General features: G+C 72.7%; 13 protein-coding genes. 6 read left to right on the forward strand and 7 right to left on the reverse strand.

The annotated features are described in order from the left end of the window. Positions 1-21 precede the first annotated feature (21 nt). Positions 22-645 carry a helix-turn-helix transcriptional regulator gene (locus ACFY1T_RS32870; RefSeq protein ID WP_030857247.1) on the reverse strand — a complete coding sequence of 208 codons (624 nt, stop codon included), beginning with the start codon at positions 643-645 and terminating at the stop codon, positions 22-24. 404 nt (positions 646-1,049) lie between these two features. On the opposite strand from ACFY1T_RS32870, the gene ACFY1T_RS32875 reads away from it, so the two are divergent. Next, positions 1,050-1,445, forward strand: a complete 396-nt coding sequence (locus ACFY1T_RS32875) for a MerR family transcriptional regulator (protein WP_030857249.1) — start codon at positions 1,050-1,052, stop codon at positions 1,443-1,445. Between the two features lie 14 nt (positions 1,446-1,459). Next, a complete protein-coding gene (trxA, locus tag ACFY1T_RS32880) occupies positions 1,460-1,816 on the forward strand; it encodes a thioredoxin (RefSeq protein WP_390791432.1) in 357 nt (118 codons plus the stop codon). Here the strand turns inward: trxA and glgB are convergent. From glgB to ACFY1T_RS32900, 4 genes are all read right to left on the reverse strand, one after another. Continuing rightward, entirely contained in the window at positions 1,806-4,088 is a 2,283-nt protein-coding gene (gene glgB, locus ACFY1T_RS32885; protein ID WP_390791433.1) for a 1,4-alpha-glucan branching enzyme, read from the reverse strand. The two genes, trxA and glgB, sit on opposite strands and share 11 nt — an antisense overlap. After that, on the reverse strand, positions 4,085-5,530 hold the full coding sequence (locus tag ACFY1T_RS32890; protein ID WP_390791434.1) for a maltokinase: 1,446 nt from the start codon (positions 5,528-5,530) through the stop codon (positions 4,085-4,087). Before ACFY1T_RS32890 ends, glgB begins: the two co-directional genes overlap by 4 nt. Before the next feature lie 153 nt (positions 5,531-5,683). Beyond that, the gene (treS, locus tag ACFY1T_RS32895; protein WP_390791435.1) at positions 5,684-7,378 is read right to left on the reverse strand and encodes a maltose alpha-D-glucosyltransferase; all 1,695 of its coding nucleotides are present in this window, start codon (positions 7,376-7,378) and stop codon (positions 5,684-5,686) included. Continuing rightward, positions 7,375-9,369 carry a maltotransferase domain-containing protein gene (locus ACFY1T_RS32900; RefSeq protein ID WP_390791436.1) on the reverse strand — a complete coding sequence of 665 codons (1,995 nt, stop codon included), beginning with the start codon at positions 9,367-9,369 and terminating at the stop codon, positions 7,375-7,377. The genes treS and ACFY1T_RS32900 overlap by 4 nt, the downstream gene beginning before the upstream one ends. 526 nt (positions 9,370-9,895) lie before the next feature. Between ACFY1T_RS32900 and ACFY1T_RS32905 the strand changes: the two genes are divergently transcribed. Beyond that, entirely contained in the window at positions 9,896-12,640 is a 2,745-nt protein-coding gene (locus ACFY1T_RS32905) for a PKD domain-containing protein (protein ID WP_390791437.1), read from the forward strand. 209 nt (positions 12,641-12,849) lie between these two features. Then, entirely contained in the window at positions 12,850-15,504 is a 2,655-nt protein-coding gene (glgP, locus tag ACFY1T_RS32910) for an alpha-glucan family phosphorylase (RefSeq protein WP_390791438.1), read from the forward strand. Here the strand turns inward: glgP and ACFY1T_RS32915 are convergent. Next, a complete protein-coding gene (locus ACFY1T_RS32915; RefSeq protein WP_390791439.1) occupies positions 15,501-16,538 on the reverse strand; it encodes an Lrp/AsnC family transcriptional regulator in 1,038 nt (345 codons plus the stop codon). The two genes, glgP and ACFY1T_RS32915, sit on opposite strands and share 4 nt — an antisense overlap. A gap of 148 nt (positions 16,539-16,686) precedes the next feature. On the opposite strand from ACFY1T_RS32915, the gene ACFY1T_RS32920 reads away from it, so the two are divergent. Then, the gene (locus tag ACFY1T_RS32920; RefSeq protein WP_390791440.1) at positions 16,687-18,237 is read left to right on the forward strand and encodes an MFS transporter; all 1,551 of its coding nucleotides are present in this window, start codon (positions 16,687-16,689) and stop codon (positions 18,235-18,237) included. Positions 18,238-18,403: 166 nt separating this feature from the next. Continuing rightward, positions 18,404-18,850 carry a hypothetical protein gene (locus tag ACFY1T_RS32925; protein WP_390791441.1) on the forward strand — a complete coding sequence of 149 codons (447 nt, stop codon included), beginning with the start codon at positions 18,404-18,406 and terminating at the stop codon, positions 18,848-18,850. A 66-nt stretch (positions 18,851-18,916) separates the two neighbouring features. On the opposite strand, the gene ACFY1T_RS32930 is transcribed toward ACFY1T_RS32925, so the two are convergent. Continuing rightward, a complete protein-coding gene (locus ACFY1T_RS32930; RefSeq protein WP_390791442.1) occupies positions 18,917-20,407 on the reverse strand; it encodes a nitronate monooxygenase in 1,491 nt (496 codons plus the stop codon). Positions 20,408-20,555: the final 148 nt, after the last annotated feature.

Here is a 20,555-nt window from a genome sequence, read left to right on the forward strand (position 1 = left end):
GCGCCACTTCGCGGACGCGCCCTAACGGGGCCCGGAGGCGTAGGACCAGAAGTGGGTCACGATGTCGGCCAGGAACTGGCGGCCCGCGTCGCCCGTGCCGGCCTCGCCCGAGGCGCCGCCCCAGCTCAGGGTGGCCACCATCTTCGACTGGTACTCCCCGTGCAGCCGCTCCAGGACCGGCTCCAGGTGCTGCTTCGGCACCGGAAGCAGCTTGGCCAGCGGCTTCACGTACGCCTGCCAGCGCGTGGTCACCGCATTGCGCAGCAGCTCCGCGAGCTCGTCCTGCTTGCCCGTCGCCGCCACGAACTGCGCCAGCGACAGCCCGAGCACCTGGGCCAGGGCCACGGACTGCCGTTCGTTGCCCTTCCAGCGCCCGGTGTCCTCCATCTTCTGGTAGGCGGCCGTCTCGATCCCGATCCGCCGGGCCAGCTCGTCCGCCGCCATGCCGCGCGCCATCCGGTGCTCCCGCAAGGTCACGGGCTCGGCGAGCAGCTCGCCGGGGGCGCACCACAGGACGCCGGCCAGTGCCGTGAGCTCGGCGGAACTCGGCGATATCTCACCGCGCTCCCAGGCCATCACGGTCTCGGGCTCGACGATCAGTCCGTACTGGGCGCGCAGGCCATAGGCGACATGACCGGGAGCCATGCCCAGGGCTGCGCGGAGGCGACGCGCGGCGGGGGCATTGAAGGGAGGGCTGGAGTGCACAGGGCACACCGTAGGAGTGCCCAAGGGGTGGCGACTACAGACCGTTCAAACAAGCCCAGAACTCGTAGGAACGTCCTATGGAGTTCGACGCTGCGGGCCAGTTTCCCGGCGACTGTCCGGTAATCGGAACGGTGCTAGATCCATTTGCCAGCCTACGGTTCCGGCCCACCGCGCGAAACCCCTGCGCACGATGTTCACGGATCATCCGCACCCCCTCCTGAACCGGAGTCCGGCCCCGAGCGTGATCCATGTCGGGGCCCTCGCATACGGGGGTGGCGAGGGCCCCGCCCCGATCCGGATCCGCTCCTTGCCTTGACGTCGGCGTCAAGGATTACGGTCGGGGCATGCGAATCGGCGAACTGGCGGAGCGGGCCGGGACCAGCACGAGGACCCTGCGGTACTACGAGTCGCGCGGCCTGCTGCCCGCGCGCCGCACCGGCAACGGCTACCGCACGTACGACGAGGACGACCTGCGGCTGCTGCGCCAGATCCGCATGCTCCAGGACTTCGGCTTCGAGCTGGAGGAGACCCGCCCGTTCGTCGACTGCCTGCGCGCCGGCCACCCGGCCGGTGACTCCTGTCCCGCGTCCCTGGCCGTCTACCGGCGCAAGCTCGCCGAGCTCGACGGGCTGATCGGCCAGCTCGCCGACGTACGGGAGCAGGTCGCGCGGCAGCTCGCCGCCGCCGAGGACGCCGCCGGTGAGGCGGCGTCGCCGCGCTGTGAAATGACCGGACCGTAGAAGAGGGGAACCACATGATCCATGCCAAGGGTGTCGCCGAGGTGACCGACGCGGACTTCGAGGCGCAGGTGCTCGCCGAGCGCGGGCGGCCCGTCCTCGTGGAGTTCACCGCCGACTGGTGCGGCCCGTGCCGGCAGCTCGCCCCCGTGCTCTCCGCCGTCGCCGCCGAGGAGGCCGACCGCCTCAAGGTCGTGCAGATCGACGCGGACGGCAACCCCGCCACCGTCGTCCGGTACGGGGTGCTGTCCATGCCGACCCTGCTCGTCTTCCGCGACGGCGAGCCCGTGAAGCAGATGGTCGGGGCCCGCGCCAAGCGCAAGCTCCTTCAGGAGCTCGAGGAGTTCACCGGCGCGGGCGCCGTCACGGCCTGAGCCAGACCGTCGCCAGCGGCGGGAGCGTCATGCGCAGGCTCACCGGCCGGCCCTGCGCGGGCACGGGCTCGGGCCGCAGCGGCTGCAGATGGCGCACGCCGCTGCCGCCGTACTGCTCCAGGTCCGTGTTCAGGACCTCCCGCCACCACGGCACCTCCTCCGGGACGCCGATCCGGTAGCCGTGCCGCACCACCGGCGAGAAGTTCGACACGCACAGAAGCTGCGAACCGTCCTGCGCGTACCGCAGGAACGCGAAGACGTTGTCCTCCGCCGCGTCCGCGTCCACCCAGGCGAAGCCCTCCGGCACGGAGTCCCGCTCCCACAGGGCGGGAGCCGCCGTGTACGTGCGGTTCAGATCGCGCACGAGGTCGCGCACGCCCCGGTGGTCGGCGGCCGCCGCGTACGAGGAGTCCAGCAGCCACCAGTCCGGCCCGTACGTCTCCGACCACTCCGAGCCCTGGGCGAACTCCTGCCCCATGAACAGCAGTTGCTTACCCGGGTGGGCCCACATGAAGCCCAGGTACGCACGGTGTATGGCCCGCTGCTGCCACCAGTCACCGGGCATCTTCGACACGAGAGAGCCCTTGCCGTGCACCACCTCGTCGTGCGAGATCGGCAGCACGTAGTTCTCGCTGTACGCGTAGATCATCCCGAACGTCATGTCGTGGTGGTGGTACTTGCGGTGCACCGAATCCTTCGACGCGTAGCGCAGGGTGTCGTGCATCCAGCCCATGTTCCACTTCAGCCCGAAGCCGAGCCCGCCCCCGTCCGTCGGCCGGGTCACGCCCTCCCAGGCCGTGGACTCCTCCGCGATCGTCACCACGCCCGGACAGCGTCGGTACACCGTCGCGTTCATCTCCTGGAGCAGGGCCACCGCGTCCAGGTTCTCCCGCCCGCCGTGCTCGTTCGGCGTCCACTCGCCCTCGCCGCGGGAGTAGTCCAGGTAGAGCATCGAGGCGACGGCGTCCACCCGCAGCCCGTCCACGTGGAACTCCTGGCACCAGTACACGGCGTTCGCCACGAGGAAGTTGCGGACCTCCTTGCGCCCGTAGTCGAACTCCAGCGTCCCCCAGTCCGGGTGGGCGGCCCGCCGTGGATCGTGGTGCTCGTACAGCGGCCGTCCGTCGAACTCGGCGAGCGCCCACTCGTCGCGCGGGAAGTGCGCGGGCACCCAGTCGACGATCACCCCGATCCCGGCCCGGTGCAGCGCGTCCACGAGGAAGCGGAAGTCGTCCGGGCCGCCCATCCGCGAGGTCGGCGCGTAGAACCCGGTGACCTGGTAGCCCCACGAGCCGCCGAAGGGGTGCTCGGCGACCGGCATCAGCTCGACGTGCGTGAAGCCCAGCTCCTTGACGTACGGGGGGAGCTGCTCGGCCAGCTGCCGGTAGGAGAGCCCGGGCCGCCAGGAGGCCAGGTGCAGCTCGTACACCGAGAAGGGGGCCTGGTGCGGCGGGCGGTTCCCGCGCCCTGCCATCCACTCCCCGTCCTGCCACTCGTAGTGGGACGCGGTGACCACCGAGGCGGTGGCCGGCGGCACCTCCGCGGCGCGGGCCATCGGGTCGGCGCGCAGCGTGTGGCTGCCGTCCGGCCGCGTGATGTCGTACTTGTACAGCGCGCCCTCGCCCACCCCCGGCAGGAACAGCTCCCACACGCCGCTCGCGCCCAGCGAGCGCATCGGGTACGCGACCGAGTCCCAGTACGAGAAGTCCCCGGTGACCCGCACCCCCTGGGCGTTCGGCGCCCACACCGTGAACCGGGTGCCGGCCACGCCCTGGTGCTCCATGGGCCGGGCCCCGAGCGCCGTCCACAGCTCCTCGTGCCGGCCCTCGCCGATCAGGTGCAGGTCCAGCTCGCCGAGCGCGGGCAGGAAGCGGTACGGGTCGTGCACCTCGATCTCGTCCTCGTCGTACGCGACCAGCAGCCGGTAGTCCGGCACTTCCGCCAGCGGCAGCAGACCCGAGAACAGCCCGTCGCCGTCGTCGTGGAGCTGGGTCCGCAGCCCCTTCGCGACGATCGTGACCGCCTTGGCGTACGGGCGCAGCACGCGGAAGGACACCCCGCCCCGCTGGGCCCGGGCGCCCAGCACCCCGTGGGGGTCGTGGTGGCGTCCCTCCAGCAGCCGGGCCCGGTCCGCGGCCCCGAGCGCGGGCGCCGGCCGCACCCCGTGCGCGGGAGCCCGCCGGGCGCGCGGCGCCTGGGCTTTGCGCGCCGCGGCCGGAGCCGGGGGCGGGGGCGGCGGGGTGGTCGAGGATGACTGACGGGCGGGGCTCACGTGTGCGGCCTCCTAGGCGGCTGCGGGCGGGGGTGGGGGGAGAGGGAGGGGAAGCCTTCGGCGGGGGCGGCGCCCGGCTGCGTCCGGCCGAACCCCCGGTCCGCGCCGGCGGCCAGCCGCCGGATCGCCGCCATCGGCACGTGCAGCCAGTCGGGGCGGTGGCGGGACTCGTAGCGCGCCTCGTACACCGCCTTGTCGGTCTCGTACGCGCGCAGCAGGACCAGGTCCTCGCGCGGGTCCCGGCCGGTGGTGCGGGCGTAGCCCTCGCAGAAGGCGGCCCGGCAGGCGTCCGCCCAGGCGGGGGCGAACGGGCGGTGGGAGCGGGCGGCGTAGTCGAACGAGCGCAGTATCCCGGCGATGTCGCGGACGGCGGGCTCGGGGCGGCGCCGGTCGGCCAGCGGCCGCGCCGGCTCGCCCTCGAAGTCGATCAGGGCCCAGCTGCCGTCGGCGGTGCGCAGGGTCTGGCCCAGGTGCAGGTCCCCGTGGATCCGCTGGGCGGGCACCCCGGCCCCGCGGGAGGCGGCCAGCGCGTCGAACGCCCCGCGCAGCCCGGCCTCGTACGGCCGCAGTGCGGCCACCTCGCGGGCGGTGGCCGCCAGCCGGGCCGTCATCCCGGAGGCGAGCCGGGCCGTCTGCTCCGGGCCCAGCGCGACGGTGGGCAGCGCGTCGGCGAGCGCGCTGTGCACCTCGGCGGTGGCCCGGCCCAGCGCGTGCGCCTCGGCGGTGAAGTCGGCCCCGTCGCGGAGCCGGCCCAGCGCGAGCTGCCAGCCGTCGTCGGAGCCGCGCAGATAGGGCTGGAGCACGCCCAGGGTCAACGGTTCTCCACCGGGCAGCGCGGCCTCGTACCAGGCGACCGGTGCGGGGACGCGCGCGCATCCGGCGGCCGCCAGCGCTCTCGGCAGCTCCAGATCGGGGTTGACCCCGGGGCCGACCCGGCGGAACACCTTCAGGATGTACGAATCCCCGTAGATCAACGAGGAGTTGGTCTGCTCGCCGGACAGCGGCCGGGGGGCGAGCGCCGCCGGGATCAGCGCCATCGGATCGCGGTCGAAGCGCAGCGGTCCGAGGGTGCCGGGCGCGCGCAACCGTTCCAGCAGCAGCGCCGCCAGCCGCGGATCGCCGAGCCCCTCGTACACGCACTGGCCGGCGTACGGTCCCTGCTCGGCCCGCCCGATCAGGGCGGGCGCGAGCGCGGGCGGCAGGGCGGGGCGCACGCCCAGCAGCAGCTGGTAGCAGTCGCCGTCGACGTCCAGCAGCAGGTGGACGAGCCGCGGGGAGGAGCCCGGCGGCAGCAGGTCCGCCGCCGAGATCATCCGGAGCCGGCCGATGCGCCGGCCCTTGCCGGCGAACCAGCGCTGGAGCGGCAGCCAGTCCCGGAGCATCGGCTCCAGCGGACTGAGTCCGGTCGTGCTCGTCGTCCCGGCGGATGCAGCCTCCGACATGGCGTCGCGTCCTTTCCCCGGGCCGTCACAGAATGCGGAGAGTGTCCCGGATCGCGTCAGTTGCTTCTCCGGCGGTGTACAAGTGTCGGGTCAGGATGATCCGTACAGGGGCGGGCGATTGACCCATTCGCGCGCCCACCCCGTACTCGGCGGCTACTCGCCCAGCAGGCGGAACCAGTAGAAGCCGTGCCCCGCGATCGTGAGCAGGTACGGCCACTCGCCGATCGGCGGGAAGCGCACGTCACCCGTGAGCTCCACCGGTACCCGCCCGTTGAACGAACGCAGGTCCAGCTCGGTGGGCTGCGCGAAGCGCGAGAAGTTGTGCACGCACAGCACCAGGTCGTCCCCGTACTCGCGCAGGAAGGCCAGTACCGCCGGGTTGGACGAGGGCAGTTCGGTGTACGAGCCGAGTCCGAAGGCCGGGTTCGCCTTGCGGATCTCGATCAGCCTGCGGGTCCAGTGCAGCAGTGAGGAGGGCGATGCCATCGCGGCCTCGACATTGGTGACCTGGTACCCGTGGACCGGGTCCATGATGACCGGCAGGTTCAGCCTGCCCGGATCGCAGGAGGAGAAACCGGCGTTGCGGTCCGGGGTCCACTGCATGGGGGTGCGCACGCCGTCGCGGTCGCCGAGCCAGATGTTGTCGCCCATTCCGATCTCGTCGCCGTAGTAGAGCACCGGCGAGCCGGGCAGCGACAGCAGCAGGGCGGTGAACAGCTCCATCTGGTTGCGGTCGTTGTCGAGGAGCGGGGCGAGCCGGCGCCGGATGCCGATGTTGGCCCGCATCCGCGGGTCCTTCGCGTACTCGGCGTACATGTAGTCGCGCTCTTCGTCGGTGACCATCTCGAGGGTGAGCTCGTCGTGGTTGCGCAGGAAGATGCCCCACTGGCAGCGGTCCGGGATCGCCGGGGTCTTGGCCAGGATTTCGGAGACGGGGTAGCGCGACTCTCTTCGTACGGCCATGAAGATGCGCGGCATGACGGGGAAGTGGAAGGCCATGTGGCATTCGTCCCCGCCCTTCGCGAAGTCGCCGAAGTAGTCGACGACGTCCTCGGGCCACTGGTTGGCCTCGGCGAGCAGCACGGTGTCGGGGTAGTGCGCGTCGATCTCGGCTCTGACCCGCTTCAGGAGCTGGTGGGTGCGCGGCAGGTTCTCGCAGTTGGTGCCCTCCTCGGCGTACAGGTAGGGCACGGCGTCGAGCCGGAAGCCGTCGATGCCGAGGTCGAGCCAGAAGCGCAGCGCCGAGACGATCTCCTCCACGACGGCCGGGTTCTCGTAGTTGAGGTCCGGCTGGTGCGAGAAGAAGCGGTGCCAGTAGTACTGCTTGCGCACCGGGTCGTACGTCCAGTTGGAGGTCTCGGTGTCAATGAAGATGATGCGGGCGTCCTGGTACTGCTTGTCGTTGTCGGCCCACATGTAGTAGTCGCCGTACGGACCGTCCGGGTCCTTGCGCGACTGCTGGAACCACTCGTGCTGGTCGCTCGTGTGGTTCATGACGAAGTCGATGATCACCCGCATGCCGCGGTGGTGCGCGGCGTCCACGAACTCCACGAAGTCGGCGAGATCGCCGAACTCGGGCAGCACGGACGTGTAGTCCGCGACGTCGTAGCCCCCGTCACGGAGCGGCGAGGCGAAGAACGGCGGCAGCCAGAGGCAGTCGACGCCCAGCCACTGGAGGTAGTCGAGCTTGGCGGTGAGCCCCTTCAGGTCTCCTACGCCGTCGCCGTTGCTGTCGTGGAAGGACCGTACGAGCACCTCGTAGAAGACCGCCCGCTTGAACCAGTCGGGGTCGCGGTCCTTCGCGGGGGTGTCCTCGAACGTGTCGTGGACGGGATCGTTGATCATCATGTGGTGGGTGACCCTCCGGTGGGCGGGGACGGTCGCAGAGCCGCGAGTACGTGTGCGGGCGTTCGGCCCGGCTCCAGTCGTACGTAGTTGGCCCTGCCCCAGTGGTAGGTCTCGCCGGTGAGCTCGTCGCGCACCGCGAGGGACCCGTGCCAGTCGAGGCCGAGTACCGGCATGTCCAACGAGACCGTCGCCTCCTGGGTGTGGTGCGGATCGAGGTTGACGACCACCAGTACGGAATTGGCGCCCGCGTGCTTCGAATAGGCGATCACCTGGTCGTTGTCGGTCGTGTGGAAATGGATGTCGCGCAGCTGCTGGAGCGCCGGGTTGCGGCGGCGCAGCCGGTTGAGGGCGGTGATCAGCGGGGCGATCGTGCGTCCCTCGCGGTCGGCGGCGGCCCAGTCGCGCGGCCGGAACTCGTACTTCTCGGAGTTCAGGTACTCCTCGCTGCCCTCCCGGACCGGAGTGTTCTCGCACAGCTCGTACCCGGCGTAGACGCCCCAGGTGGGGGAGAGGGTGGCGGCGAGGACGGCGCGCACCTCGAAGGCCGGGCGGCCGCCCTGCTGGAGGTACTCGTGGAGGATGTCGGGCGTGTTGACGAAGAAATTCGGCCGCATGACGGAGGCGGAGCGGACGTCCGCGAGCTCGGTCAGGTATTCGGTCAGCTCGTCCTTCGTGTTGCGCCAGGTGAAGTACGTGTACGACTGCTGGAAGCCGATCGCCGCCAGCGCGCGCATCATGGCGGGCCGGGTGAAGGCCTCCGCCAGGAAGATCACGTCGGGATCGGACTTGTTGATGTCCGCGATCACCTTCTGCCAGAAGACGACAGGCTTGGTGTGCGGATTGTCCACCCGGAAGATCCGGACGCCGTGGTCCATCCAGTACCGGAGGATGCGGACCGTCTCCTCGACGAGACCGGCCATGTCGGTGTCGAAGTGGATCGGGTAGATGTCCTGGTACTTCTTCGGCGGGTTCTCGGCGTACGCGATCGTCCCGTCGGCCCGGTGGCGGAACCACTCGGGGTGCTTCTCCACCCAGGGATGGTCCGGCGAGCACTGGAGCGCGAAGTCGAGCGCGATCTCCATGCGCAGCTCACGGGCGCGGGCGACGAAGGCGTCGAAGTCCTCGATCGTTCCGAGGTCGGGGTGGACGGCGTCGTGGCCGCCTTCGGTGGAGCCGATGGCCCACGGCACACCGGGGTCCCAACTTCCAGCCGAAAGGGTGTTGTTGGGGCCCTTGCGGTAGGTACTTCCAATGGGGTGGATCGGTGGCAGGTACACCACGTCGAACCCCATCGCGGCGACGGCCGGCAGCCGTTCGGCGGCGGTCCGCAGCGTTCCGCTCACGGGCTCCTCGCCGGGCTCGACGACGGCTCCCTCCGAGCGCGGGAACATCTCGTACCAGGAGCCGAAGAGGGCCCGCTTGCGCTCCACGACCAGCGGCAGCGCCTTGGAGGCGGTGACCAGCTCCCGGTACGGGCGCCGGGCGAGGGCGGCCTGGACCGGGGACGCGAGGGCGGCGGCGTACCGCAGCGACACCGGGCGGTCCTCGTCGCGCATGGCGCGGGCGGCGGCCAGGACGTGCTCGCGGCCGTCCTTCTTCGGGATCCTCGAGCCGGCCCGCTCGTAGAGCTCGGCGCCTTCGAGCAGGGTGAGCCCGGGGTCGATGCCCGCAGGGATCTTGATGGCGGCGTGGGCCTGCCAGGTGCCGACCGGGTCGCTCCACGCCTCGACCGTGTACGTCCACCTCCCCTCGGCCTCGGCGGAGACCCGGGCGCCCCACCGGTCGGTGCCGGGCGCCAGTTCGCGCATCGGCACGGGGGGCCGCAGCCGCCCGTTGGGGTCGCGGAGCACGACATGGGCGGCGACGGCGTCGTGGCCCTCGCGGAATACGGTGGCGGAGATCTCGAAGACCTCTTCCACGACCGCCTTGGCGGGTCTGGCCCCGCAGTCGACGGCGGGGCGGACGTCCAGCACGGGAATGCGACCGATCATGATGGGATCACCTGGGGGCAGTTCGCAGGGCTCGGTGACAACAGCCCAGCCGGAGCACCGGCTGGTCGTGCACGCTCTGTTCGCTCTGTTTCTAGCCGCTCAGAAGACGGCTGGGCTGCGGGCATGGCCGCTCCTGTCCGCGTTCACTCGGGTGGCGGGAGAGGTGTTGGGGCGGGGTGCCGTGCGTGTACGCGGGGAGCCCTGCCCACTCTCACCCCGCTCAATCAGGTCCCCCGGTTAACTACTCGTACGTAGTCGCGCGGCCCGGACCAAGGTCTTGGCCGACATCTGCCGAGGCTCAGTCAAGTCGGTTGGGACTAACGGATGTACGTCCTGACACGCCCGTCGCAGTGGCACCACGAGTCCCGTTGGTGACCGGGGATTTGGGGCGGTGAGGGCGGAATATCCGGAGTGACAGGGCTGCCCGGACGGGGGATCATGAGGCCCGTCTCAGTGGGTTCCGCGGGTGTTTCCGGCTGCCGGAATGTCCTGAATTCACTTCACCTTTTTCGAAGGAACGTTTCTGTTGCGTCCCACTCGTACGGTGGTCCTGCTCACCGCGGGGCTCGTCACCCTTCTCGGTGTACCGGCCGCCGCGGCCGCCGATGCGCCGGCCCCGCTCTACGTCGACAACGGCCACGCCCACTGCTCCGACAGCGGCGCCGGTGCGCAGGCGGCCCCGTTCTGCACGATCTCGGCGGCTGCCAGGATCGTGAAGCCGGGCCAGACGGTGCGGATCGAACCGGGCGATGCGTACGACGAGGCCGTCACCGTCGACCGCTCCGGCGAGCCGGGCAAGCCGATCGCCTTCGTGTCCGGTGCGGCCGACGGCTACGGCCGGGTGACGCTCGGCAAGGGCCTGAGCATCACGGGCGCGGGCCACGTGGTGGTGCGCGGGATGTACATAGGCGACGGCGTCCGCGTCGCCCGGTCCACCGACGTCGAGCTGGACCGGATCCAGAGCGGCGGGGGTGAGGCCGACGGCCTCGTCGTCGGGGAGGGAAGCGCGGACGTGCGCTTCACCCGCGGCTCGGTGTGGGGGGTCCGGATCGAGGGCGGCGCACGCGGCACCGTCCTCGGCCGCAACGAGCTCAACGGAACCCTGGGGTCGAGCAACGTGGCGGTGGTGGACGCGCCCGGCACGGTCATCACCAACAACGACTTCTCCGCAGTCTGCGGGACGACCGTGTCGTTCAGCGGCGCCTCGACCGGCTCCGCACTGTTCAACAACGTGATCTTCAGCGAGCCCACGCACCGCAGTTGCCGGCCGTCGGATCCGCGGGGCGGCGTCGACGTGTCGCAGAGCGCGGCCGAGGGCACGCGCGTCGACTACAACGTGGTCAGCGGTCACGGAACGCCGGCGGTGAACCCGTACACCTGGGCCGGCAAGGCCTACCCGAGCCCGGCCGCCTTCCAGGCCGCCACCGGCCAGGGCGCCCACGATCTGCTGGCCCCCGACGGCTACAAGGTCGGCGCGATGGACGGCTCGCCCACCGTCGACTCGGCCGACGCGACCGCTCCGGGCGTCCTGCCCACCGACCTGTACGGCAAGCCCGCCGCCGACGACCCCCGCGTCCCGAACACCGGCAAGGACGGCGGGTACCTGGACCGCGGGGCCCGCGAGACCCAGGACCAGCTGAAGGGCGTCCGGCTCGACCTCGACCCCTCCTGGGCGCCGGCGGGCACCACGGTGAAGGCGACGGCCGTCGCGGACAACCGGTGGCCGGGCGCGCTGACCTTCCACTACGACTTCGGCGACGGCACGGCCCCCACCGTGACCAGGGCGACCACGGCCGAGCACGTCTATGGCGCGCCCTGCGCGTGGTGCGCGGTCAAGGTGACGGCCGTCTCCGACGCCGGGGAGACGGTGTCCGACACGAAGTCGACGAACGTGACCGCGGCCGCTCCGCTCACCGCCGCCCTGGCCGTGGATCCGGTCCTGCCGACCTCGGACAACCCGATCGGCCGCACCCCTCCGCTGAGCGTGGACGTCAAGACCGGGGCCTCCACCACGCCCTGGCCGGTGGAGAGCGTGGACTTCGACTTCGGTGACGGCGCCACCGCGCACCAGACCGTTCTGTCCGGCACGGGTCACACCTACGCCCGGCCCGGCGAGTACAAGGTCACGCTCACGGTCCGCGACACGAAGGGGGCCGTGTCCACGGCCACGCGGAACGTGAAGGTGGACTACGCGCGCTCCGGTTACGTCGCCACGGAGCCGTTCCGCCTGCTGGACACCCGTACCGCCGGCACCACCCTCCAGGGTGGAAGCCCCATGGGCGTGACCCTGCCGGTCGGGATCAGCGTGCCGGACCACGTCCTGTCCGGCAGCATGGCCGCGGCCGTCCTCAACGTGACCGTCACCGGCGCGACCGAGGACACCCACCTGAGCGTGTGGCCCTCCGGCCAGCCACGCCCGGCCACCTCGAACGTCAACGTCAAGGCGGGCGGCACCTCCTCCAACACCGTCACCGTGCCCGTGGGCGCCGACGGCAAGGTCTCGGCCCAGCTCAACTCCGGCAAGGCCGCGCTCGTCGTCGATTTCGTCGGCTACTACCAGCCCGGCATCGGCCAGAGGTTCAGCCCCATCGCTCCGACCCGCCTCGCCGACACCCGTACGAGCGGCGGCGCGCTCGGCGGCGGGCAGACCCGGACCGTCAAGGTCGCGGGCGTGAACGGCATCCCCGCCGACGCCACCGCCGTCGCCTTCAACCTGACCGGCACCGGCTCCACCGAGAACGCCCACGTCATCGCCTACCCCGACCCGGCGAAGCGGCCCGCGACCTCGAACCTCAACCTGGAGCCCGGCAAGGACAAGTCCAACCAGGCCATCGTCCCCGTCGGACCGAACGGCACCATCACCCTCTACACCAACACCGGCTCCACCCACCTCGTCCTCGACGCGGTGGGCTGGTACGGCAAGGACGCCAAGGCCCTTTTCACCCCGACCGTCCCGCGCCGCCTCGCCGACACCCGCACCACCGGCAAGCTCGCCCCCGGCGCCACCACCACCGTGGCCGGCCTGCCCGAAGGCGCCGTCGGCGCCGCGCTGAACGTGACCGCGACCGACTCCACCGGCCCCGGCTTCCTCACCGCGTACGGCTACGGCACCACCCGCCCCGACGCCAGCAGCCTCAACACCCGCCCCGGCGACACCGTCCCCAACCACGTCACCACCCCGGTCGCCGACGGCCGCGTCTCCGTCTGGAACAGCCACGGCGGCAGCACCCACGTGATCACCGACCTGCTCGGCTGGTTCACGCAGGGCTGACGCCCGCCGACCGATCCGCAACACCCGCCGCCCCGGCCGCCCGTGCACCGCACGTGGTGTCCGGGGCGGCGGCGTTCGAGGAGGGCGTCCGGCGCCCGAGGCACCGTGGCAGGCGGGGCCCCGGTGAGGCTAGCCTTCCCGGGGTGATGCGCGGACGCACAGCGTGGTGCGGCCGCTTCGATCCGCAATCGCCTGCGAAGGTAGAACGTGTGAAGGCTATCCGTCGATTCACCGTGCGCCCCGTCCTCCCGGAACCATTGCTTCCGCTTGCCGATCTTGCGCGCAATCTGCGCTGGTCGTGGCATACAGAGACCCGTGAACTCTTCCAATCCGTCGACCCCGAGGGCTGGCAGGCCGCCGGCGGCGATCCCGTCCGGCTGCTCGGCGCGGTCTCCGCACCCCGGCTCGAGGAACTGGCCGGCGACCGCCGGTTCCTGCGCCGGCTCGCCGTCGTCGCCGCCGACCTCGACGACTACGTCCACGGCGGGAGGTGGTACCAGAGCCACGAGGACCATGCCGAGCTGCCCGCCGGGATCGCCTACTTCTCGCCCGAGTTCGGGATCACCGCCGCCCTGCCGCAGTACTCCGGCGGGCTCGGCATCCTCGCCGGGGACCACCTCAAGGCCGCCAGCGACCTCGGCGTCCCGCTCATCGGAGTGGGACTGCTCTACCGGCACGGCTACTTCCGCCAGTCGCTCTCCCGCGACGGCTGGCAGCAGGAGCACTATCCCGTCCTCGACCCCAACGAGCTCCCCGTCTCCCTCCTGCGCGACGGCGAGGGGACACCGGCCCGGGTGACCCTGAGCCTGCCGGGCGGCCGCGCCCTGCACGCGCACATCTGGCAGGCCCGCGTCGGCCGCGTCCCGCTGCTGCTCCTCGACTCCGACGTCGAGGACAACGACTCCGGCGCCCGCGAGGTGACCGACCGGCTCTACGGAGGCGGCAGCGACCACCGCCTCCTCCAGGAGATGCTGCTCGGCATCGGAGGCGTGCGCGCGGTGCGCGCGTACTGCGCGATCACCGGGCACCCCGACCCCGAGGTGTTCCACACGAACGAGGGACACGCCGGCTTCCTCGGGCTCGAACGCATAAGGGAACTGGAAGGGGAGCAGGGGCTCGGCTTCGAGGCCGCCGTCGAGGCGGTGCGCGCCGGGACCGTGTTCACGACGCACACGCCGGTGCCCGCCGGCATCGACCGCTTCGAGCGGGCCCTCGTCGCCCGGCACTTCGGGCCCGGAGCGGAGCTGGCCGCCCTGCCGGTCGACCGGATCCTGGAACTGGGTGCCGAGTCCTATCCCGGCGGCGACCCCGGGGTCTTCAACATGGCGGTGATGGGGCTGCGGCTGGCCCAGCGGGCCAACGGGGTCTCCACCCTGCACGGGGCGGTCAGCCGCGGCATGTTCGCCGGGCTGTGGCCGGGCTTCGACCCGGCGGACGTGCCGATCACCTCCGTGACCAACGGCGTGCACGCCCCGACCTGGGTGGCCCCCGAGGTGGTCCGCCTCGGCGTCCGCCAGATCGGCGCCGGGCGCACCGAGGACGCGCTCTCGGTGGGCGGCTCCCAGCGCTGGGACGCGGTCGCCGACATCGGTGACCAGGACATCTGGGACCTGCGGCGCGTACTGCGCGAGCAGCTGGTGCAGGAGGTGCGCGACAGGCTGCGGGCCTCGTGGCTCCAGCGCGGGGCCGCGGAGGCCGAACTCGGCTGGGTGGACTCCGTGCTCGACCCGGACGTGCTCACCATCGGGTTCGCCCGGCGCGTGCCCTCGTACAAGCGGCTGACGCTGATGCTGCGGGACCCCGAGCGGCTGCGCGCGCTGCTGCTCGACCCGGACCGGCCCGTGCAGATCGTCGTGGCGGGCAAGGCGCACCCCGCCGACGACGGGGGAAAGCGGCTCGTCCAGGAGCTGGTGCGGTTCTCCGACGATCCGCGGGTGCGGCACCGGATCGTCTTCCTGCCCGACTACGGCATGGCCATGGCGCAGAAGCTCTACCCGGGCTGCGACGTCTGGCTGAACAACCCGCTGCGGCCGCTGGAGGCCTGCGGGACCAGCGGGATGAAAGCGGCGCTCAACGGCTGTCTCAACCTGTCCGTGCTGGACGGCTGGTGGGACGAATGGTTCGAACCGGACTTCGGCTGGGCCATCCCGACGGCCGACGGGCTCGGGACGGACGAGGACCGGCGCGACGACCTGGAGGCGGGTGCCCTCTACGAGTTGATCGAGGACCGGGTCGCACCGCGGTTCTACGACCGGGCCGGCCGCAGCGGACTGCCGGTGCGGTGGATCGAGATGGTCCGGCGCACCCTCGTCTCGCTGGGGCCCAAGGTGCTCGCGGGCCGCATGGTGCGGGAGTACGTGGAGCGGCTGTACGCGCCGGCCGCGCGCTCCCACCGGGCCCTGGACGCGGACGCGGCACGGGACCTGGCCTGGTGGAAGGGACGGGTCCGGGCCGCCTGGCCGCGGGTCGTCGTCGAGCACGTGGAGGCGCTGGCCGCGGCCCCGGTGAACGGCACCGCCGAACTCGGGGCCACCCTCACGCTGCGGGTGCGGGTGGCGCTGGACGCGCTCACCCCCGAGGACGTCGAGGTGCAGGCCGTCGCCGGGCGGGTGGATCCGCAGGACGTGATCCGCGACGGGCGGTCCTTCCCGCTCAAGCCCACCGCCGGGCCGGACCTGGAGGGGCGCTGGATGTACGAGGGCCCGCTCGCCCTCGACCGTACGGGGCCCTACGGGTACACCGTACGGATCCTGCCCGCGCACCCGATGCTGGCGACGCCGGCCGAACTGGGGCTGGTCGCGGCCCCGGTGGAGACCGAAGCGGGCGGTGACGCGGGCACGGGGGGCGGCGTGCTCCTGCGCTAGGGCTCCGGAGCCCGGGGGGCGGGCGGCGGATCGACCAGCCGCCCGCCCTCCACCAGCATCCCGGCCCGCTTGATGTTGCGCAGGGTCGGGATCACCTCGACGTGCTGGATGCCGGGCACCGCGCCGATCCGCTCGGTCATGTAGGTGTACAGCTCGTCGGTGTCCCGGCACACCACCGCGGCCATCAGGTTGGCCGTGCCCGTCACCGCGGCCGCGAACGGCACCTCCGGATGGCCGGCCAGCGCGGCGCCCGCCTCCGCCAGCCGCGCCGGCGCCGCGGTCAGCAACAGCGTGGCCTCCGCGTCGAAGCCCAGGGTCGAGGGGACGAGCTCCAGGTCGAAGTAGAGCGCCCGCAGTTCCCGCAGCCGGTCCAGCCGCCGGCGCGCGGTGGACTCCGACAGGCCGGAGGCCCGGGCCAGCTCCGGATAGCCGGCCCGGCCGTCGTGGGCCAGCACCGCGAGCAGCGCGTGCTCGGCCTCGTCCAGGGCGTAGCGCTCCTGCTCCCGCCCGTGCACCACGGGCGGCCTGGCCGGGGCCCGCCCCAGCGCCGCGATCTGCTCGGGCCGCAGCACGTCCAGGCCGCACCATCCCGACGGGCCGCCGATGTACACCCGCAGGATGGTGTGGGCGCTGACCCCGGTCACCCGGCGGGTGCGCGGGAGCTTGTCCAGGAGCAGGCCGTCGCGGTCCTGGCGGGTGCGGGCCTTGGTCAGGCAGTTGATCTCGGTGCCGCCGGAGCCGAGCTTCACCCAGGAGATGTCCGGACGCCGGGCCAGCGCCTCGGCCACCGCGAGCGCGGCGTCCGGCGCGCACTGCACCCGCAGCCAGGATTCGAAGAGCCCGACGCGGTTGCCCAGCGGCAGACCGATCACCCGGAGCAGGCCCGAGGTCCGCAGCCGGCGGTAGCGGCGCACCACCGTCTGGTCGGAGACCTCCAGGACCTCGGCGATCCTGCTGAACGCGGCCCGCCCGTCGATCATCAGGGCCTGCATCAGACCCCGGTCGAGGTCATCGAGCTGTACGGGCGTCGTCATGGTTTCCATCATGACAGGGGCCGGGACGGGTGAAATCCGGCAACCGGAAGGGTCCGGGTGGGGGATCGGCCGCCCGGGTGGGAGTTTGGAGCCACCGCCAACCCGAACCGATCACCTGCCGGGCCTCCGGGTCCCGAGGAGTTTTCCCATGCGTAAATGGCTCCCGCTCACCGCGGTGTGCCTCGGGGCGTTCATGCTCCTGGTCGACGTCACGATCGTGATGGTCGCCCTGCCCGACATGGCCGCCGACATGCACACGTCCTTCTCCGGCCTCCAGTGGGTCGTCGACGGCTACGCCCTCGCCCTCGCCGCCCTGCTGCTCGGCGCCGGCTCCCTCGCCGACCGGATCGGCCGCCGCCGCGTCTACCTCGGCGGGCTCGGCCTCTTCGCCGCCGCCTCCCTCGCCTGCGGGCTGGCCGGCGGCCCCGCCGCGCTGATCGCCTTCCGCGCCGTCCAGGGCATCGGCGGCGCCGCGATGTTCGCCACCACCATGGCCCTGCTCAGCAGCGCCTACCAGGGACGCGACCGCGGGGTCGCCTTCGGGGTCTGGGGCGCGGTCAACGGGGCCGCCGCCGCGGCCGGCCCGATCATCGGCGGGCTGCTCACCCAGCACTTCGGCTGGCGCTGGATCTTCTTCGTCAACCTCCCCGTCTGCGCCCTGGCCGTGTACGTGACGCTGAAGTCGGTCGCCGAGTCCCGCGACCCCCGAGCCAAGGGCCTCGACCTGCCCGGCATGGCCGCTTTCACCACCGGGGCCGCGGCCGTCACGTACGCGCTGATCCGGGTCGGCGAGGACGGCTGGACCGGCGCCGCCACCCTCGGCCTCTTCGGTCTCGGCGCGGCCGCCTTCGCCGCGTTCGTCCTCGTCGAGCTGCGCAGCCCCCATCCGATGCTGGACCTCTCGCTGTTCCGCAGCCGCACCTTCGTCGGCGTCATGGCCGGGGCGCTGCTGCTGTCGGGCGCGGCGTTCTCGTACCTGATGTACGTCTCCCTGTGGCTGCAGTCCGCGGAGGGGATGGGCCCGGTCTCCGCCGGCCTGGTGCTGGTCCCGCTGAGCATCTCCGCGTTCGCCGTCTCCGCGGTGGCCGGGCGGCTGCTGCACGGGGCTCCGGCGCGGCTGACCATCGGCGGCGGGATGCTGCTGATCGGGGCGGGCGCGCTGCTCCAGGCCTGGATGACGGACGCGGGCGACGGCTGGCCGGTCCTGGTGCCGGGGCTGGTGGTGACCGGGCTCGGAGTGGGCATGGCGACCCCGGCCCTGGCCGCCGCCGCGATGGGGGCCGTGGCCCCGGCCCGGGCGGGCATGGCCGGCGGGGCCCTGAACACCGCGCGGCAGCTGGGCATGGCCCTCGGCGTCGCGGTGCTCGGCGCGGTCTTCCAGGCCGGGCTGCGGGACGGGCTCGCCGGCTCCGGCCAGGGCCACGGCACGGCCGAGGCGCTGGCCTCCGGGCGGGCCGGGCAGCTGCTGGCGACGGGTCCGGCCGCACGGGTCTGGGTCGAGGAGGCCTTCGCGAGCGGGCTGCGCGGGACGTTCCTGACCTCGGGGCTGATGGGGCTGGCGGGAGCGCTGCTGGTGCTGGTGCTGGTCCGTACGACGGCCGGAGCCCAGACCCGCGGCCAGGTCCAGGCCCCGGCCGCGGCCGCCGTTCCGGCTCCGGCCGCCGGGGGCTCCCCGGAATCCGAACGCGCATCCGTGTAGCGGGCGGCGGGTGGGGCCGTACGGGTGGAGATGGCCGGGCCGGGAGGGTGAACCTTCGAACGCATTGCGCATGGCGCAGTGCTTCGGCGTGGAATACCGCTCTCGCCCCTGCTCGCCGGGTGCCACCGGAGCGGCACCCCGTGCCCACAGAAACGGACTGCCCCCCATGCGTCTTCGCCAGACCGCCGCAGCCCTGCTCGGCGCCCTCGCCCTGGTCCTGCCGACCGCCGGCCCCTCGCTGGCCGGTGGCCACGACGACCTCGGCCGGCTGCAGTACATCATCGACAACGACGAGCGGGCGCAGATCCGCCCGGCGGACAACGACACCTGCTACGAGCTGACGGACACCTCGCGGGGCCGCCCCGCTACGGCGGTGCACAACGGCACCGAGTCGCGGGCCCTGCTCTACCCGAACCGCGCGTGCGGCGGCCGGGTGGAGCGCGAGCTGCAGCCCGGGGACACGGTGTACAACGTCGAGGTCCTCTCGGTGAGTTTCGTGCCGGTCCGCGTCCACCATGACGACTGCCGCGACGACTTCCGCCGGGGCGGCTGCGGCGATTCGCGCTGGGACGACGACGACGACTTCCGCTCCGCCTTCCGGAACAACGGCTGACCTCCCGGTCCGCCGGACACGGGCGCGAGGGTCCGGCCCCCGAGGGGGCACGGACCCTCGCGCCCGTCAGCGCACCCCCGCCGCCAGCCAGCGCACCACGTCCGCCGCCGTGTAGGGGGACGCGTCCGGGGAGAGCCGCGGCAGGAACGAAAGGTCCTTGCCGATCGTCACCAGCGGGGGTTCCGACCGGCCGTCCGGACGCCGCTGCGCCAGGCCGATCGTGGCCAGCAGGCCGTTGCACAGGCACCGCCGCCCCCGCGTGTCCGCCGGGTCGCCGCCCTTGCGGACGTACGCCGCCACCGGCTCCGCCGCACACCGGTAGACCAGACCGCGCGGGCCCCGTACGGGGGAGCGCAGGAAGCCCAGGTCGCAGACCCGCTGCCGGGCCGCCGCGGTCTCCGGCTCGGAGAGCGTGCCGGGCAGCTCCGCCACCTTGAAGGGGAACGCGGTCGGAGAGGCCACGGGGTCGTTGCGCACCCTCAAGGTGCCGGCACGCGCCCGCTCCAGCAGCTCCTCGCGCAGCCGGCGGGCCATCCCCGACTCCTCGCACAGCGCGAAGGCGCTGCCGATCTGGACGCCGGCGGCCCCCGCGGCCCGGGCGGCGGACACCGCCTCCGGGCTCGCCTGGCCGCCGGCGAGCCAGAACGGCACTCCCAGCGCCGCCATTTCGGCGAGGTCCGGATCGTCGCGCGGCCCGTACACCGGCTCCCCGGACCCGTCGAGCCGCACCGGCCCGCGGGGCGGGGCGCTGTGCCCGCCCGCCCCGCCGGTCTCGATGACGAACCCGTCGGGCCGGGTGGCCTCGTCCCGGGCCAGGTAGGCGGCCAGCACCGGGAGGGAGACGATCGCGATCACCTCCGGGCGGCGCAGCGGCCCCGGAACGTGCCCGGCCAGCAGCGCGACGGGGTCGAAGACGTGGTCCAGGGGCTCGTCCCCGTACGGTCCCGCCTCCACCGCGACCCGCGTCACGCAGGGTTCGCAGCGCGCCAGCCGGTCGGCGAGGGCAGGGATCCGACCGGGGACTCCCGCGCCCACGAGCACGTGGTCGACGCCTGCCAGGATCGCGCCGAACATGGCAGGGGCGGTGGCGAGCTGGACCTTCTCCAGGTAGTTGACTCCGATGACACCGTCGTGTCCCTCCTTGGCGAGCCAGACCTCGACGAAGTTGCCGAGGACGGTGAGGAGTTCCGCCGGGGACCCGCCGGCGGCGCGCAGCCGCGGGGTGGTCCGCATCCGGGCGGCGGCGTCCTGGCCGAGGCCGTCCGGGCGGAAGTAGCAGTCGAGCGCGGTCCGCGCGAGCTCGGGGAGCGGGAAGGCGGCCAGTGCGCGGCGCGCGTGCCCGCCGGGGTCGCCGCTCTGCAGGACCCGGGCCAGTACGACGTCCAGCGCGGTCCCCGAGACCACGCCCAGCTGGCCCTCCCGGGACACGGCCCGGGCCAGCCGCCAGCCGGAGACGCCGACGCCCATGCCGCCCTGGATCAGCCAGGGCCGCCGCACGGTGGCGGGGAGGGCCGCGGCGCTCTGCGCGGCAGGGACGGTCGTGGGGGTCTGCGGCATGGGGCACGTCCTCGGGTCGCCCGGACCTACGGTCGCGTAGGTTCGCTTCCGTTTCAGTGTCGGGCGCGCGGCGGCCGCGGACGGCCGGCGAAGGTCCCGGCTCGGCGGGGCGCAGGTCCCGTACGGCGGGGGCACATGGAACAGGGCC

Origin of the sequence: Streptomyces sp. NPDC001194 (genome assembly GCF_042896985.1) — a bacterium.
In the GTDB taxonomy this organism is placed as follows: domain Bacteria; phylum Actinomycetota; class Actinomycetes; order Streptomycetales; family Streptomycetaceae; genus Streptomyces.